The organism is Bacteroides sp. An51A, from assembly GCF_002161565.1.
Taxonomy (GTDB): Bacteria; Bacteroidota; Bacteroidia; order Bacteroidales; family Bacteroidaceae; genus Phocaeicola; species Phocaeicola intestinalis.
The window spans coordinates 60,255-77,170 of the sequence record NZ_NFIC01000008.1 but is presented as its reverse complement, the minus strand read 5'-3'; the positions used below and the strand labels follow the sequence as shown (position 1 = coordinate 77,170).

The following is a 16,916-nucleotide window of genomic DNA, read 5'->3' as shown; positions in this document are numbered from 1 at the left end:
GCCGGACAGCCTGCAAAAACATCTTTTCACAGCACTACCGACCCGTTCGCTTATCTACATTGGCATATCTCTAACTCGTCTTATTCTTATTTCTGGTGTTCCAGCTGCAAAGTCTTGGTCGGCTGGTCACATACTTCTGTTGGACCGAAATACTGAATCGGACCCGGATATACGTATGCCGTTTCTTTTGCCCACGTATCGCGTACAGCAGCAAATGCCTTAAACGGAGCTCCGTCTAACTTAACCAATGCTTTCTGGATAACAGGTTTCATTTCTCCGTGACGACGTTCCATGTTCATCATCATTGTGATAGGCACACCACCTGCAATCCATTCTTCTGCAGGAGCAGTCAGATTGCGTACGGAAGACATGTATCCGGTCTTTCCGTTTGCAATCAATACGGCTGCTGTATAACCCAACGAATAGCAATAGTCTGCATCAAAGTTGGAAGGAGCCGCGCAACGTCCTTCATAGCCGAAGAAATGATGCTGTGCAGAGAACTTGCCAGCAAACTTGCCTTCTGCTTTCCATGCAGCCAACTTCTTGCCCACCATTTCCGATAACAGTTTTTCCGTCTCAATCAAAGAAACCTGTACGTTTCCATGCGGGTCACGGTCAAGCGTCAACTGGCGTGCAACGCCTTCGGGCAATGAAGCATAAACAGCAGCATTGTCTGCCGACAGTTTGCTGATGATATATTCACGTTGTTTATTGGGCTCGACAGCAGCATACTCGTCAGCATGTACAGCCAGGAAGTCGTTCAATTCTGCTATCAACTTCTTCATTGCAGGGATAAACTCGATCAAACCTTCCGGAACCAGCACCGTACCGAAATTGTTGCCTTCAGCAGCGCGGGCAACTACTGCATTGGCGATATAAGTCACGATATCATCCAAAGACATATTCTTGGCTTCCACCTCTTCTGATATCAAGCAGATGTTCGGCTGAGTCTGCAAAGCGCATTCCAATGCGATGTGAGAAGCAGAACGTCCCATCAACTTAATGAAATGCCAGTACTTGCGTGCCGAATTACAGTCGCGTTCGATGTTACCGATTACTTCCGAATAAGTCTTGCAGGCAGTATCAAAACCAAATGAAGTCTCTATCATATCGTTCTTCAAGTCACCGTCGATGGTCTTCGGGCAACCAATTACCTGAATGCCATAATTCTTGGCAGCATAATATTCGGCCAACACACATGCATTCGTATTCGAATCGTCACCACCGATAATAACCAGTGCCTTAATGCCCAATTCTTTCAAGATTTCGTATCCTTTTTCGAACTGATCTTCCTTTTCCAGTTTTGTACGTCCTGAACCGATGATATCAAAACCACCTGTATTACGGTATTCATCGATGACATCGGCAGTCAGTTCTTTATAATTATGGTCTACCAAACCGCCAGGACCCAAGATAAATCCGTACAGTCTGTTGGCTGGATTCATCTTTTTGATACCGTCGAACAGACCGGAAATCACATTGTGTCCGCCCGGAGCCTGTCCACCCGAAAGGATGACACCTACATTTACCGGAGCAAATTCTTTCTGTTCGCCTTCTACGAACTTCAACAAAGGCATACCATAGGTATTGGGGAACAATTTCTTGATTTCCTCCTGATCGGCTACAGACTGGGTAGCTTCTCCTTCTACTACCTTTACAGCACCTTTCAATGCTTTAGGCAATTTCGGCTGATAAGCAGCTCTTGCAATTTGTAATGCACTTTTCGTCATAATTGTTTATATTTTAAAAAGGTGTATATAAGTTATTCACTTTTTCTGCTTCGCAAATTTCGTTTTTTTTTTTGTAACGACAAAAATGTCTGTAATAAAAAATCACCCGACAAGAGTTTTGAAAGATTTTTTCGCAAAGAAAGCGGTAAATTCAAACAAAAACATTATCTTTACCCCACAATCAATACTCAATTTATCTAAAAAGGAATATCATTATGGCTAAAAGAAGAGACTTAAAGAAATTCGTGAAGTACACATCCGATCACGTAACAAGCCTTATCTTATGGGAAATGGCTGTGGCATCCGATGAAAAGCGTCCGGCATACGACCAGCTTTTAAATGAAATCGTCTGCCTGCACCACGATATCGTGGGACGTATCAGCCACACCGAACCGGGAAGTGTCAAACCATTCTACAAAAAGCTGAAAGAAGACTTTAAGGAGGGAATCAACGCCATTATCGGCAAGATTGACGAATTAGCAGACGGAAAAACGGAATGAAACAAGCACTCTGCCGCTTCATCTATTATAAGGTATTAAGGTGGAAGTCGCGTGTATCTGTCCCCGACTTCGACAAGTGCATCTATTGTGCCGCTCCACATACCACCAATTGGGATTTGCTCATCGGAAAGCTGTTCATTTCAGCCATCGGACGCGATTCCGGATTTATGATGAAGAAAGAATGGTTTTTTTTCCCGTTGGGAATCTTATTCCGATGGATGGGCGGTATACCCGTCCATCGGGATAAACATACCTCGCTGGTTGAACAGATGATTCAAAAAATAAAACAAAGCACGAAATTCCATCTGGCCATTACCCCCGAAGGGACACGCTCGGCAAATCCCAACTGGAAAAAAGGCTTTTACTACATCGCAGCAGGAGCAGACATTCCAATTATCCTGGTAGGTATCGACTACCAGCAGAAATGTATCTTTGCCGAACGTTATCTCTATGCCAGTGGAGATATAGAAACCGACATGCGCGAAATCAAACTTTATTTCAGACATTTCAAGGGCAGACATCCCGAAAAATTCGAGTTAGGAGAACTGGGATGACAGGGATGTAAACACATATATTTCCTATGAAACAACTATACCTCACTCTCTTCTTTTTCCTTTCCTTCTTCCATGCACCGGCACAAAGCCTGGAGAAAAACGTGGAGAAACGGCTTGAAGACTTCTTTGCAAACTACCAGACCCACTACGCCGACATCGGAACATGCCGGCTGGACCATTTCATTATCGACCATCAAAAGAAAACTCTTGCTATCTACGCCAATGATGTATTCGGTTATCAACCTTTCACCGAAGAAAACACAACGGCTATCTATCGCCAACTGAAACAACTTCTGCCCGGACCAGCAAACTATTACACACTGACCCTATATACCGACGGGCAACCTATCGAAAACCTTGTACCGAACGCCTTCCGCAATAAACAGAAAGACAAAACACGGCTATACGGAAAAACAGCATACCGGGGCGAACCGTGGGTGAGCAACCTCTCGAAAGCCTACCGACCCAGCCAAGGTCTGGAAGGCAAACACATTGCACTTTGGCAAAGCCACGGAAAGTTTTACAAGAACGATACACACAAATGGTGCTGGCAACGTCCGCGCCTGTTCGGCACTACCGAAGACCTCTACACCCAATCCATCGTAGTGCCTTATCTGATTCCAATGTTGGAAAATGCAGGAGCCATAGTATTTACCCCTCGTGAACGCGACAGACAACCTCATGAAGTCATCGTAGACAACAACATCTCCACCCCCAGAAGCAAATACCTGGAAGTAAACTACAAGAAAAAATGTGTATGGCAAACAACATCGTTGCCTGGATTTGCACAAAAACGCACGACATACACCGACGGACAAAACCCTTTCCGCGAAGGCACAGCCCGGTTTATCCCCACTCACAAGAAACCTGAAAAAGCGTTTGCCGAATGGATTCCCTACATCCCCGAAAAAGGCCGGTATGCCGTTTACATCAGTTATCAATCTCTTCCTGAAAGCGTTACTGACGCACGTTATCTTGTATTCCATAACGGCGGAGTGACCGAATTTAAGGTAAACCAGCGTATAGGTGGAGGCACCTGGGTCTATCTGGGTACCTTCGAATTCGATCAAGGTATGAACGATTACGGCATGGTGGTACTCAGCAACGAAAGTTCGCAAAAAGGTGTCGTGTGTGCTGATGCCGTACGCTTCGGGGGAGGAATGGGAAACATTGCACGGCAAGGACAAACCAGCGGCATGCCACGATGGGCGGAAGGTGCACGTTATTGGGCACAATGGGCAGGCATGCCTTACTCCATCTACAGTAAAAGCGAAGGTGAAAACGATTACAACGATGATATCAATGCCCGCTCACTTATGCTCAATTACCTGAGCGGCAGTTCCGTCTACAACCCACAGGAAAAAGGACTTGGCATTCCATTCGAACTGAGTCTCGCCCTACACAGTGATGCCGGCTTCAAGCCAGACAACAGCTTGGTAGGCTCACTTGGCATCTATACCACCCGCTTCAATGAAGGGAAGCTGGCTTGCGGTATTTCACGCTATGCCTCGCGCGACCTTGCCGACATGCTCCTCACAGAACTGCAACGGGATATCAGTTCGCGCTTCGGCATCCAGTGGGCAAGACGCTCCTTGTGGAACCGTAACTATAGTGAGACCCGGCTGCCTGCTGTGCCTTCAGCCATATTGGAAACCCTGTCGCACCAAAATTTCGCCGACTTAAAACTAGGATACGAACCTGCTTTCAAGTTTACCACAGCACGTTCCGTATACAAAACCCTGCTGAAATACCTTGCCGACATGCACGATGAACAATATACTGTGCAACCTCTCCCTGTCACGCATTTCGCCATCGATGAAGGAAAAAAGAAAAATACTTTCACTCTCCGGTGGATACCAACAGAAGACCCTCTCGAACCTACTGCCAAGGCACAAGGTTACATTGTCTACACCCGCATAGGAAGAGGAGGATTCGACAACGGAGTCTACGTACGCGAACCCCAATACACATTTCAGGCAGAACCGGGCATCATTTACAGTTTCTACGTCACAGCAGTTAATCGAGGCGGAGAAAGCTTCCCCTCCGAAATTCTGTCGGCATACAAGGCAAAACATAGCAAAGGAACAGTCTTGATAGTAAACAGTTTCCACCGTACCAGCGCACCTGCCACCATCGAAACCACTACGCTACAAGGTTTCGACTTAAAAGCCGACCCCGGCATACCTTATATCGGCACAACCGCCTTCTGCGGATACCAACAAAGTTTCGAACGCAGCCGCATCGGAATAGAAACTGAAGGCGGACTAGGGTACAGCGGAAATGAACTGGAAGGAAAATACATCGCCGGTAATACATTTGACTATCCCTTTATCCATGGTAAAGCTATCCAAATGGCAGGCAACTGGTCATTCGTATCGTGCAGTGACGAGACATTGGAAAGTGGTTCGACCCAATTGCAACACTATCCAATCGTTGACCTTATCCGTGGAGCAGAAAACCAACCGCTCAGCCTTCACGTGCAACAAGCACTGACCGACTATTGCCACTCTGGAGGAAATTTGCTGCTTAGTGGCACATATACCGGAAGCCAACTAGGCAGCGATACTTTCCTACAGAACACCTTGAAATACAACTATGGAGGAAGCATGCGTCATTCGTCCACCAACAAAATCCAAGGCAACAACCTGAATTTCCACATAGCCCGTGAAGCTAATGCCGAAATTTATGCTGTTCCTTCGCCCGAAAGTTTGACACCCGTATCCGATGCTTTTTCCGTCTATCTCTATGCCGGTTCTGAAGCCAGTGCCGCCATTGCCTACAAAGGTAACCATCGCATCTTTGCCCTTGGCTTTCCTTTCGAATGTATCCAAGAAGAAAAAGCACGCACCCAACTGATGCAAAGCGTCCTCACTTTTTTCACATCGCCCAATGAATACTAGTCCATAACCCTTTAGTCATTAAGTTTTCCTTCCAGCCAAGCGTCTATCAGCCGGCGGGCTATGCTCAGTTTCTTGGGAATCTCGGGCAGGCACGATTTGTGGTAGAAGGCTCCCGCACTCAGTTCTTCATCCTGAAGCTTGATGGTGCCGCTCTCGTACTCGGCGGAATAGCCTATCATAATGCCGCTGGGATAGGGCCACGGCTGGCTCCCGAAGTATTTCAGGTTCTTGATGGTAAGCCCCGTTTCCTCCATCACTTCGCGCCGCACACATTCTTCGAGCGTTTCGCCCGGCTCGAGAAATCCCGCTACCAGCCCCTTGAAGGTGCCACGGAAATTGCGCGCATGCACCAGGAGCACTTCGTCCTCGCCCCGCTTGATGAGCACAATGATGGCAGGCGATATGCGCGGATAAATTTCCATACCGCACACGGGACACCGCTTGGCAATGGGCGCCACCTGTCCGGCAGGCGCTCCGCAACGGGGACAGAACCTGCTGTCGCGGTCCCACGTCAGTATCTCTGAGGCTTTCCCCGCCATCCGGTATTCGTCCCAGGGCAATACGTCGAACGAGGCACGCAGGTCTTTCATCCGACGGGGACTTTCATCATCCCCTTCTATGGGCGCCGCCAAAGCGTATGCCTTTGCCGCACACCCGTCCATCACGCCTATCTCGTGCACGGTACTCCCTTCGGGTATAGCTGCCGGCGGCTCTGTGCCCACGGGGATATGCCACCCGCCTACCCGTTTCTCAATCAATACCTGCCCTTCGTAAAAAGCAAACCAATAACAATTGTTCTCTATTTGTTCTTCCATAATTATTCCTATTTGTCATATATTTCACCACAGAGGACACAGAGGGGCACAGAGGAAAAATTTAAAAAACTCTGTGTTCCTCTGCGTCCTCGTGTGGTGAAAAAAATCAATCATTTTTCTTTCATCGTCAGTTGGATGCGCTTGCGCTCCCTGTCTACGCTCAACACCCGCACACGTACCTGCTGATGGATGCTTACCACGGTGGTGGGGTCGCTCACAAAATGACCGGCAAGCTGGGATACGTGCACCAGCCCTTTTTCCTTGATGCCGATATCCACGAAGCACCCGAAGTTGGTGATGTTGGTCACGATGCCCGGCAGTTCCATGCCCTCGCACAGGTCGTCAAGGGTATGCACGTTAGGGTCGAAACAGAATGCCTCCAACCGCTTGCGCGGGTCGCGTCCCGGCTTCTCCAGCTCGTGCAGAATATCGGTCAAGGTGGGGATGCCTACCTCGTCTGTCACATAGTCTTCCATCCGGATACGCTCACGGAGCGACTTGTCCGCTATCAAGTCGGAGACGGCACATTTCAGGTCTTTCGCCATCTGCTCTACAATGGGATAGCTTTCAGGATGCACCGCCGAATTATCGAGGGGATTGCCAGCGTTCGGGATGCGGAGGAAACCCGCACATTGTTCGAACGCCTTCGCACCCATACGGGGCACGTCCAGCAGCTCCTTCCGCGAGCAGAAAGGTCCGTGAGCGGTACGGTAGTCCACGATGTTCTGCGCCAATGCCGGACCCAGCCCTGACACATACGTGAGCAGATGCCGGCTTGCCGTATTGACATTCACGCCCACCAAGTTGACGCAGCTCTCCACGGTGCGGTCGAGTGCCGCTTTCAGCTTCGTCTGGTCCACATCGTGCTGGTACTGCCCCACCCCGATAGACTTGGCATCGATTTTCACCAGTTCGGCAAGCGGGTCTATCAGCCTCCTGCCGATAGACACAGCCCCGCGCACCGTCACATCATAGTCGGGAAATTCCTCGCGGGCGGTCTGCGAAGCCGAATAAACGGAAGCCCCGTCCTCGCTTACCACAAACACTTGCACCTCGCGCCCGAAGCGCAACGCATTGACAAACTGTTCCGTCTCCCGGCTCGCCGTGCCGTTGCCGATGGCTATCGCCTCCACCTTATATTGCTCCACCAGCGTCGTCAGCTTACGTGCCGCCGCCTGCCGCTCGGATTTCGGCGGATGCGGATAGACCGTATCGTTGCAGAGCAGGGCGCCTTGCGCGTCGAGGCAGACCACCTTGCATCCCGTGCGGTATCCGGGGTCGATGCCCATCACCCGCTTCTGCCCCAACGGAGGAGCAAGCAGCAGCTGGCGCAGGTTTTCGGCAAACACGCGGATGGCTTCCTCATCGGCACGCTCCTTGCTGGTGCCGGAAAACTCGGTCTCGATAGCAGGCTTAAGCAAACGCTTGTAAGCGTCCGCCACCGCCTCTGCCACCTGCGCCGAACAGGCATTGCCGCCCTTCACGTAGCGGCGCTCCAGCCCCCGGATGCATTCCTCGTCGTCTTCGGGCGTGATGCTCACCTTCAGGATGCCTTCCGCCTCCCCTCTCCGCAAGGCAAGCAGGCGGTGCGAAGAACAACGCTTCAAAGGTTCGGAAAAATCGAAATAGTCGCGGTACTTCTGCGCCGCCTCGTCCGCCTCTTTTCCCTTCACCACCTTCGAAACGATGACTCCCCGCCGGGCGAAACATCCGCGCACCAGGCTGCGTGCCCGTTCGTCTTCGCTCACCTGCTCGGCGATGATGTCACGTGCCCCTTTCAAGGCCTCTTCCTCATCCTTCACCTCGCCTTTTACGAAGGCATGCACACGTGCGTCCAAACGGTTCTCGCGCTGTATCAGAAGCAACGCCGCCAGCGGTTCCAGCCCTTTCTGGCGCGCCATTTCGGCACGTGTCTTGCGCTTGGGCTTGTAGGGCAGGTAAATGTCTTCCAGTTCCGTGGCATCCCAGCAGGCATCTATCCGCGCACGGAGTTCAGGGATAAGCTTTCCCTGCCCCTCAATGGTAGAGAGCACGGTTTCTTTCCGTTTCGCCAACTCGCGCAACTTCTCGTTACGCGCCTGTATCTCGCCTATCTGCACCTCGTCCATCCCGCCGGTGGCTTCCTTGCGGTAGCGGCTGATAAAGGGGATGGTGGCGCCGCCCTCCAATAGTTTCAATGTATTTTCTACGCGATGCGCTGGCAGCTTGAGTGCCCGTGCTATCATTTCGCTGAAGTTTTCCATAATTCGTCGTTCTGTATTTTCGGATGGCAAAGATAAGAGTTTTCAATTGATAATCGACTATTTTAATTTATCATGCGCTGATTAGGAATGGGTTTTTAAAGCATTTTCGCTTCTGTGATAAAGCAAACAACAGCTATCTGAAGAAAAGACACTGATTATCTTTATTGGCAGAAAGAATTATCCGATATCGGAAAGAAAATTACCCTCTATATGCGCGTACTCCCCGCGAATCACTTCGCAGGGAGTGCCCAACTAATAACTAACTTTTTACTTTTGTGGTTTACGTAATTTCATATGACTAACGCTGCAAAGATACCGGCTTTCAGACATTCAGACAATACCTACATATAGGTATTTTAGAAACATTCCAAACAATAGTCCAATTACAACTTCATCTTTACCTCGCTTAACTCAACCAACTTGTTGACAATGGCATAAATTGTCAGACCTGCCGCCGAATGTATCTGCAGCTTACGGGTGATGTTTCGCCGGTGCGTAATGACCGTATGTACCGAAATGAAAAGTTTCTCGGCTATTTCCTTGTTGGTCATTCCGCGCACCACACAGCAGATAATTTCTTTCTCCCGCTGACTCAAGGCATCCTGATCGGCATCTTCATCGTCTGTAAAATTCATCAACACCGAAATCTTCTTTTCCAATGATTCTATATCTTCGAACAGATTGATACTCTCATCATATCCCTTCAAACGGTTCGAATCAACAAACGAACTCAACAAAGCTACCAATTTAATGTCCAATGATTGGTAACATTCTCTGAAAGCCTCTACATCGAACCAGCCTTCGAACTGTGGATTTATTATCAGCAATTGCGGGCTATGCGCTTCCATACAGTGTTGCAAACCTTCTTGCGATGTTACTTCCACAGTCTGAACATTCAGGTCCGGCAAACGTTTCAGCACTGTAACCAACCCGCTCCGGACAATGACTGAAGTCTCGGCTACAGCCACCAGTATGTTTTCCTCTGATTTCATTTTACCCCCTTTTCCAACTCCATTATAGCAGGGACGAACAGGTAATCTTCTACCCGATTGTGCGATGCCAGATCCTCTTCACAACAAAATATGTCAAATAATGTTGCATTCAACAATTGATTGTCTCCATTGGCCGGATAGTATTTGATAATAATATTTTTCAACTCGGTCAACTTAACATTGATTTGGTCATGATGACGGGCAAACACTCCGATGCTGAATTCTTCAGTCTTCTTTCCTTCCAACAAATCTCTCACATAAGTAAAGACTTGTTTATTCTCATATTCCATGTGCTTCCTCACTTCTCCCACATAATCGTCAAAGAACTGAAGAATCAGATACGATACCTTGTCGCTTAATGAAAAGTCAATTGCTTCTATTAACTTCTTCCGGATAGAGGGGAGCTGAAAATCGAGGAAATACGAATGGGCACGTTGCAAATAATCCATCAATGCCGGCACAGAAAGTCGTGCCAGATGGTCCTGCATCCGGTCGTTCTCCTCTGTCAGAAAATTAACCACAATCAGAAATGTGGGACAATCCACCCCGTTCATGTCACATACTTCCTGAACAGACTTGTCACCAAATCCTAAAGATACTCCAAAACGGCTCAACACCTGCAGCAACGCATAATTCTCACAGATCAAGTCGCTCATCTTATCGGTCGGCTTATATGTTTTGTGTTTACACATAACAAAAAATGAATTCATAATTGATTTCTGTTTGCAAAGTAAGACAATCCACGGGAATCGGTCAATCCCCATTTATAGGTATATTTATTAACGTGTGCATTTTTGCCGCTTGTCATATTTGTCAAGCCGGATTTACGCCCATACATTTTATGTCCATCGGTTGCTTTTCCAAGCCAAACCAGAACATCAGTTTAGTCTGAAAATCCAATCCGCATAGCTGCCTTGCTTGTAAGATTATTAATCTTCATGCCGAAAGATTATTAATCTTCACGCTGTAAGATTAATAATCTTACAAACGACGCAGCTATATTGCGGAAAGACCAAAGCCTGCTTGTCATGCCGGATGTGTAACCCGGCGTAATTGAAGAAGCGGATTGGCGATCCAGCGTGACACTGGCAACAGGAGTGACACCGGCAGTGTGTATCCCATTAAAAATGCACAATTGCACACCGCTCAAAGTATAAAAATGAAGAATGAAGAATTCCAGGCGAAACAATTCTTCATTCTTCATACTTCATTCTTTATCAAAAAAGCTTTACCATTCGACAAACTTTCCTCGCTTGTGGCGTTCTTCCAATATTTCCGCCAAATGTTTGTTCTTGGACGAAGCAATATACTTACGACCAAAAATATTCGGGATAGCAACCCCCACGGAAATGCAAAGAATAACCAATCCCGAATTTACTCCACTTTCAATAGCTTTCATCAACGGAGTAACCCCTTCAAGATTCTGCACATTCATATTGATGAGCCCGAAAAGCATTCGATACATCAATACTCCCGGAATCATCGGGATAACCGAAGGAATGGTCAGTACGTGATTGGGGACATGAAACCAGTGAACCGCCTTTACAGCTATCAGGCTGACCAGCAAAGCACCGGTGAACGAACCGACCACCAATCCCATGTCCAGACCGATGTTGTTGGTACTCGGTCCTAGATTGACAAAGTTACGTGTACAAACAGCCAAAATACCTCCGATAGCTACTACCCAAAGCAAACGACGCTGAATGTTAAAAATCATAGAGAATCCCATTGCCGAAATGGCAGCCGCCAAGGCATATTCCCAATACTCGTGGTGCGGCACCATGCTGATGGTCGGGAAAAAGTTGTCGATGGCACACAATTTCACAGCAAATGCAATACCAAAAGCCATGGCTCCCATCATCAGAAGCGTATTGACAGCCCGCACAATACCCACCTGGATAAAATTGTCGAGCATGTCATCCACAAAATTTATCAAAGGAACTCCTGGAACGATAAACAAAGCACACGCCAACAGCGGATGCCAAGGTGTATTAGTCCACGTTTCGGGAAGGTAAGTAGAAGCCCATGCAATCATAGTGGCAACAAAAGCCGCAATAGCAATACCCACATAGCCATTCAGACCTGACTCATTACATTTCTGACGCACGCGCATACCGATAATCGCTGCAATTGAAGCATACAAGAATGCCATCCAGTCGCATCCGAACTGAATGCAGAATCCGCCACAGGCAAATCCGGCACCGACAGCTGTCTGCAAAGGAGTATAGTTCCGTTTCTTGGTACGGATTTTTTCCAGCTCCTCCTCATATTGGTCGAGCGTATAATCGTTCTCTATCGCCCTCCAGGAAAGTTTGCTCACTTCCGAAATGGCAGTCATGTTCACTCCATGTCCGTTGATACGCTGAAATTTGGTGAACGAAAAGTTTTCATCACTCACATTCACCATCAACATCGTAAATCCGATGTTGATATGCAGTTTCTCTTCCGGAATACCCAGATAAGCGGCTGTCCGCTTCATGTTTCTCATAATCCGGTTGGTATCCGCCAAACTTTCCACCAAAAGCTTTCCGGTACGGAGCAAAAGGTCTACCCGACGATGCAACATCTGGTCGTGGGCTTTCAAAGTCGTTTCTAAATGTTCCTCTAAATTCATTTTGTCTAAATTTAATTCCGGCCGCAAAGGTATGAAAAATATCCCTAGTTCCCGCTATCTCAGTGTAGAGAAATTCCACAATCTTCGCCAGAAATTCCCCAAGACACAAATTTGCATGCAGGATTTAGCTTTCTGATTCTCAATATATAAAAATTTATCGTATCTTTGGCACAAGTATTGTTTGTCCTTTACGGCATCTAACCCATAAACTTAAAATTCGTATGAGACGCTTTTTAACAAAGAAAGATTTGAAACTGAAGAAAAAACAAACCATCTACACCATTATCGGTGTCGTTGTAATTATAGGAATATACCTGTTCCTGACACGAGAGAAAAAGACAGAACCAGAAGCGCCTATTGTCAGTGTAGCTCCGGCTCAACAACAAGACGTAGAGATTTACGGCGAATATGTCGGACGCATACGCGCCCAACAATTTGTAGAGGTACGCGCACGCGTGGAAGGCTTTCTGGAACAAATGCTGTTCGAGGAAGGAACACAAGTAAAACGCAATCAAGTCCTGTTCATCATCAATCAAGACCAATACCAAGCCAAAGTGGATAAGGCACGTGCCCAACTGAAAAAAGACGAAGCAACGGCACGCAAGGCAGAGCGCGACCTGAACCGTATCCGCCCGCTTTATGAACAACGGGCTGCCAGCCAATTGGACCTTGACAACGCCACGGCTGCCTACGAAACCGCTGTAGCCAGCGTAGGCATGAGCCAGGCAGACCTTGACCAGGCAGAACAGGAACTAAGCTACACCGTAGTGCGTTCGCCGATAACCGGACAAATCAGCGAACGTCACGTCGACCTCGGTACCTTGGTCGGCACATCAGGCAAGTCTCTGCTGGCCACCATCGTAAAAAGTGATACCGTATTGGTGGATTTCAGCATGACAGCACTCGATTACCTGAAAAGCAAGGAACGGAACATCATCATCGGCCAGAAAGATTCTACCCGTTCTTGGCAACCAACTGTCACTATCACCCTCCCCGACAACACGGTATATCCTTACAAAGGACTGGTAGACTTCGCCGAACCGCAGGTAGACCCCAAAACCGGAACATTCTCCGTACGTGCAGAAATGAGCAATCCCGAACATGTATTGCTGCCCGGACAGTTTACAAAAGTAAAGCTGCTGCTCGACGTACGCGAAAATGCCACAGTAGTTCCCCAAAAAGCATTGATTATTGAAAAGGGAGGTGCATATATCTACGTGATGCGCAAAGACTCTACAGCTGAAAAACGTTTCATCGAATTGGGACCGGAATTTGGCAACAATGCAGTAGTAGAACGCGGACTGATACCGGGAGAAAACATTGTAGTAGAAGGTTACCACAAGCTGAGCCCGGGCATCAAGATGCGTATAGGCACAGCCCCGATAGAAAAAGAAGAAGAAAATAAGGATGAATAAATCGCACAATCACCAAAACGTATTCACAAAATGAAAGTAAGTTTCTTTATCGACCGGCCAGTCTTTTCAATCGTCATCTCTATATTGATAGTCATCATCGGTGTCATCGGACTTACCATGCTGCCTATCGACCAATATCCGCAAATTACGCCACCTGTGGTAAAAATCAGTGCATCTTATCCGGGTGCGAGCGCACTCACGGTATCACAAGCCGTCGCAACCCCGATAGAACAAGAACTGAACGGTACACCAGGCATGCTTTATATGGAGTCGAACAGTTCCAATTCCGGAGGATTCTCGGCAACAGTCACCTTTGACATCTCGGCAGACCCCGACCTTGCTGCCGTGGAAATCCAGAACCGCATCAAACTGGCCGAATCACGTCTGCCAGCCGAAGTGGTACAGAATGGTATCGAAATCGAGAAACAAGCCGCCAGCCAGCTGATGACTATCTGCCTGACTTCAAGCGATCCCAAGTTTGACGAAATCTACTTGAGCAATTTTGCTACCTTGAATGTACTCGACCTGCTGCGCCGTATACCGGGAGTAGGACGCGTATCCAACATCGGAAGCCGCTACTATGCCATGCAAATCTGGCTGGACCCTGCCCGTCTTGCCAATTTCGGTCTCACCGTACAAGACGTACAAAATGCCTTGAAAGACCAGAACCGTGAATCGGCTGCCGGTGTATTGGGACAACAACCCGTTACCGGTCTCGACATTACTATCCCGATAACGGCACAAGGGCGTCTGTCAAGTGCTGCCCAATTCGAAGAAATCGTGTTGCGTGCCAACCCCGACGGTTCACTGATACGCATGCGGGACGTGGCGCGTGTATCGCTCGAAGCCCAGTCATACAATACAGAGAGTGGTATCAACGGAGGCAATGCCGCCGTATTAGGAGTCTACATGCTGCCAGGTGCCAACGCCATGGAAGTAGCAGAACGTGTGAAAGCCGCCATGGATGAAATCAGCAAGAATTTTCCGGAAGGCATGAAATACGAAGTACCTTTCGACATGACATCTTATATATCCGAATCCATCCACGAAGTATACAAGACCCTGTTCGAAGCCTTGTTCCTCGTCATCGTGGTAGTGTTCCTTTCGCTACAAAGTTGGCGTGCGACTCTGATTCCTACCATAGCCGTTCCTATCTCATTGATCGGTACTTTCGGCTTTATGCTCATTTTCGGCTTTTCGCTGAACATCCTGACCCTGCTAGGTTTGGTACTGGCCATCGGACTGGTAGTGGATGATGCCATCGTAGTAGTCGAAAACGTAGAACGTATTATGGAAGAAGAACACCTCAGCCCTTACGAAGCTACCAAAAAAGCAATGGACGGTCTGACCGGAGCCTTGATTGCCACCTCTATGGTACTGGCTGCCGTATTTGTTCCGGTCAGCTTCCTTTCCGGCATTTCAGGACAATTGTATCGACAGTTCAGTATCACCATTGCAGTATCTGTACTGCTATCCACCGTCGTGGCACTGACACTCAGCCCTGTGATGTGCTCACTGATTCTACGTCCACAAGACCCGAACAAACCCAAGAACCGTGTGTTCCGGGCTATCAACAAATGGCTGGACATAGGCAATCATAAATATGTAGGCGGCATCAGCCGGCTCATCAAAAACCCTAAACGCGTGACGGCAGGATTCGGTATGGTCATCGTTTTCATATTCGTGCTCTACCGGCTGATACCAACCAGTTTTCTCCCAACGGAAGACCAAGGATATTTCACCGTCGAACTGGAAATGCCAGAAGGTACTACACTGGAACGTACCCGCGAAATTACCAACCGTGCCGTAGCCTTCCTGATGAAAGATCCTGCTGTAGAATATGTACAAAGCGTAGCAGGTTCCAGCCCGCGTGTCGGTACCAGCCAGGCACGCACCACGCTTACGGTCATCTTGAAAGAATGGAAAGAACGTGACAACACTACCATTGAACAAATTATGGCAGATGTGCAGAACGAGTTCAAGAAATACCCTGAATGCAAGGTTTACCTCTCCACACCACCTGTCATTCCCGGATTAGGTACCTCCGGAGGTTTTGAAATGCAGCTGGAAGCCCGTGGAGATGCTACGTACGACAATCTGGTGGCTGCTGCAGACACGCTTATGTACTACGCCTCGCAACGCAAAGAGCTGAGTGGACTGTCGTCTTCATTGCAGGCGGAAATCCCTCAACTTTATTTCGACGTAGACCGTGACAAAGTAAAATTGTCGGGCGTACCGATGGCCGATGTTTTCACAACAATGAAAGCTTATACCGGATCGCTTTATGTGAACGACTTCAATATGTTCAACCGTATCTACCGTGTGTACATCCAGGCTGAAGCACCTTACCGTGAACATCGTGACAACATCAACCTGTTTTTCGTGCGGGGAAGTTCCGGCGATATGATTCCATTAACGGCATTGGGCAATACCGAATATACCACCGGTCCCGGAAGTATCAAACGTTTTAATATGTTCAACACCGCCATCATCCGCGGAACAGCCGCCCACGGTTACAGTTCAGGACAAGCAATGGAACTTATCGAGCAACTGGCTAAAGAACATCTGCCCGACAACATCGGAGTAGAATGGAGTGGACTTTCCTACCAGGAAAAACAGGCAGGCGGACAGACCGGTATGATTCTGACACTGGTATTCCTCTTCGTCTTCCTTTTCCTGGCAGCCCTGTATGAAAGCTGGAGCGTGCCAGTCGCTGTACTGCTCTCCTTGCCGGTAGCCGCTTTGGGAGCATATGCCGGTGTCGCCTTATGCGGATTGGAAAATGATACGTATTTCCAGATTGGCCTGGTAATGCTGGTCGGACTGGCTGCCAAAAACGCCATCCTGATTGTAGAGTTTGCCAAAGACGAAGTAGACAAAGGAAAAGATGTAATAGAAGCTGCGCTGCACGCATCACATTTACGTTTCCGTCCCATCCTGATGACCTCACTCGCTTTTATTTTGGGCATGGTGCCACTGGTCATTGCAAGCGGACCGGGTTCTGCCAGCCGTCAAGCCATCGGCACGGGCGTATTCTTCGGAATGATTGTGGCTGTAACAGTAGGTATTTTCCTGGTTCCTTTCTTCTTCGTGATGATTTACAAGGCAAAAAACAAACTCAAAGTGAAACATACTCATTAATTGCTGCAACCT

Annotated in this window: 12 protein-coding genes; 5 read left to right on the top strand and 7 right to left on the bottom strand. The window is 48.2% G+C overall.

The genetic code is table 11. The features are described from left to right. Positions 1-86: 86 nt before the first annotated feature. Positions 87-1,730, bottom strand: a complete 1,644-nt coding sequence (locus B5G04_RS15595; protein ID WP_087212730.1) for a diphosphate--fructose-6-phosphate 1-phosphotransferase — start codon at positions 1,728-1,730, stop codon at positions 87-89. A gap of 215 nt (positions 1,731-1,945) precedes the next feature. Between B5G04_RS15595 and B5G04_RS15590 the strand changes: the two genes are divergently transcribed. From B5G04_RS15590 to B5G04_RS15580, 3 genes are read left to right on the top strand one after another with little or no spacing between them, the layout of a single operon-like run. Next, positions 1,946-2,230 (top strand): hypothetical protein, encoded by a 285-nt coding sequence (locus tag B5G04_RS15590; protein WP_022040716.1) that lies wholly within the window; start codon positions 1,946-1,948, stop codon positions 2,228-2,230. After that, positions 2,227-2,784, top strand: coding sequence for a 1-acyl-sn-glycerol-3-phosphate acyltransferase (locus B5G04_RS15585; RefSeq protein ID WP_022040717.1), 558 nt, complete (start codon positions 2,227-2,229; stop codon positions 2,782-2,784). Before B5G04_RS15590 ends, B5G04_RS15585 begins: the two co-directional genes overlap by 4 nt. Positions 2,785-2,810: 26 nt before the next feature. After that, entirely contained in the window at positions 2,811-5,684 is a 2,874-nt protein-coding gene (locus tag B5G04_RS15580) for a xanthan lyase (protein ID WP_087247280.1), read from the top strand. Positions 5,685-5,695: 11 nt separating this feature from the next. Here the strand turns inward: B5G04_RS15580 and nudC are convergent, their stop codons facing one another. The 6 genes from nudC to B5G04_RS15555 all read right to left on the bottom strand — a co-directional run bounded on the left by nudC (position 5,696) and on the right by B5G04_RS15555 (position 12,348). Next, the gene (gene nudC / locus B5G04_RS15575; RefSeq protein ID WP_087397985.1) at positions 5,696-6,499 is read right to left on the bottom strand and encodes an NAD(+) diphosphatase; all 804 of its coding nucleotides are present in this window, start codon (positions 6,497-6,499) and stop codon (positions 5,696-5,698) included. A 110-nt stretch (positions 6,500-6,609) separates the two neighbouring features. Continuing rightward, positions 6,610-8,742, bottom strand: a complete 2,133-nt coding sequence (locus B5G04_RS15570) for a Tex family protein (RefSeq protein ID WP_087397984.1) — start codon at positions 8,740-8,742, stop codon at positions 6,610-6,612. Positions 8,743-9,125: 383 nt separating this feature from the next. Beyond that, positions 9,126-9,734 (bottom strand): response regulator transcription factor, encoded by a 609-nt coding sequence (locus B5G04_RS15565; protein WP_022040721.1) that lies wholly within the window; start codon positions 9,732-9,734, stop codon positions 9,126-9,128. Further along, on the bottom strand, positions 9,731-10,444 hold the full coding sequence (locus tag B5G04_RS15560; protein WP_087397983.1) for a hemerythrin domain-containing protein: 714 nt from the start codon (positions 10,442-10,444) through the stop codon (positions 9,731-9,733). The genes B5G04_RS15565 and B5G04_RS15560 overlap by 4 nt, the downstream gene beginning before the upstream one ends. A gap of 242 nt (positions 10,445-10,686) precedes the next feature. Further along, positions 10,687-10,938: a hypothetical protein gene (locus tag B5G04_RS19440; RefSeq protein ID WP_022040724.1), complete on the bottom strand. Its 252-nt coding sequence runs from the start codon at positions 10,936-10,938 to the stop codon at positions 10,687-10,689. A 24-nt stretch (positions 10,939-10,962) separates the two neighbouring features. Beyond that, complete coding sequence (locus tag B5G04_RS15555; protein ID WP_022040725.1) at positions 10,963-12,348, bottom strand: threonine/serine exporter family protein; 1,386 nt, start codon at positions 12,346-12,348, stop codon at positions 10,963-10,965. A 221-nt stretch (positions 12,349-12,569) separates the two neighbouring features. Between B5G04_RS15555 and B5G04_RS15550 the strand changes: the two genes are divergently transcribed. Next, the gene (locus tag B5G04_RS15550) at positions 12,570-13,763 is read left to right on the top strand and encodes an efflux RND transporter periplasmic adaptor subunit (RefSeq protein ID WP_022040726.1); all 1,194 of its coding nucleotides are present in this window, start codon (positions 12,570-12,572) and stop codon (positions 13,761-13,763) included. 30 nt (positions 13,764-13,793) lie between these two features. Further along, a complete protein-coding gene (locus tag B5G04_RS15545; RefSeq protein ID WP_022040727.1) occupies positions 13,794-16,904 on the top strand; it encodes a multidrug efflux RND transporter permease subunit in 3,111 nt (1,036 codons plus the stop codon). Positions 16,905-16,916 lie beyond the last annotated feature (12 nt).

Bases quoted from the DNA above. Each gene is read 5' to 3' on its own strand.
- B5G04_RS15550 (WP_022040726.1), top strand. From the start codon at position 12,570: ATGAGACGCTTTTTAACAAAGAAAGATTTGAAACTGAAGAAAAAACAA.
- B5G04_RS15595 (WP_087212730.1), bottom strand. From the start codon at position 1,730: ATGACGAAAAGTGCATTACAAATTGCAAGAGCTGCTTATCAGCCGAAA.
- B5G04_RS15585 (WP_022040717.1), top strand. From the start codon at position 2,227: ATGAAACAAGCACTCTGCCGCTTCATCTATTATAAGGTATTAAGGTGG.
- B5G04_RS15580 (WP_087247280.1), top strand. From the start codon at position 2,811: ATGAAACAACTATACCTCACTCTCTTCTTTTTCCTTTCCTTCTTCCAT.
- B5G04_RS15565 (WP_022040721.1), bottom strand. From the start codon at position 9,734: ATGAAATCAGAGGAAAACATACTGGTGGCTGTAGCCGAGACTTCAGTC.
- B5G04_RS15570 (WP_087397984.1), bottom strand. From the start codon at position 8,742: ATGGAAAACTTCAGCGAAATGATAGCACGGGCACTCAAGCTGCCAGCG.
- B5G04_RS19440 (WP_022040724.1), bottom strand. From the start codon at position 10,938: ATGAAGAATGAAGAATTGTTTCGCCTGGAATTCTTCATTCTTCATTTT.
- B5G04_RS15560 (WP_087397983.1), bottom strand. From the start codon at position 10,444: ATGAATTCATTTTTTGTTATGTGTAAACACAAAACATATAAGCCGACC.
- nudC (WP_087397985.1), bottom strand. From the start codon at position 6,499: ATGGAAGAACAAATAGAGAACAATTGTTATTGGTTTGCTTTTTACGAA.
- B5G04_RS15555 (WP_022040725.1), bottom strand. From the start codon at position 12,348: ATGAATTTAGAGGAACATTTAGAAACGACTTTGAAAGCCCACGACCAG.
- B5G04_RS15545 (WP_022040727.1), top strand. From the start codon at position 13,794: ATGAAAGTAAGTTTCTTTATCGACCGGCCAGTCTTTTCAATCGTCATC.
- B5G04_RS15590 (WP_022040716.1), top strand. From the start codon at position 1,946: ATGGCTAAAAGAAGAGACTTAAAGAAATTCGTGAAGTACACATCCGAT.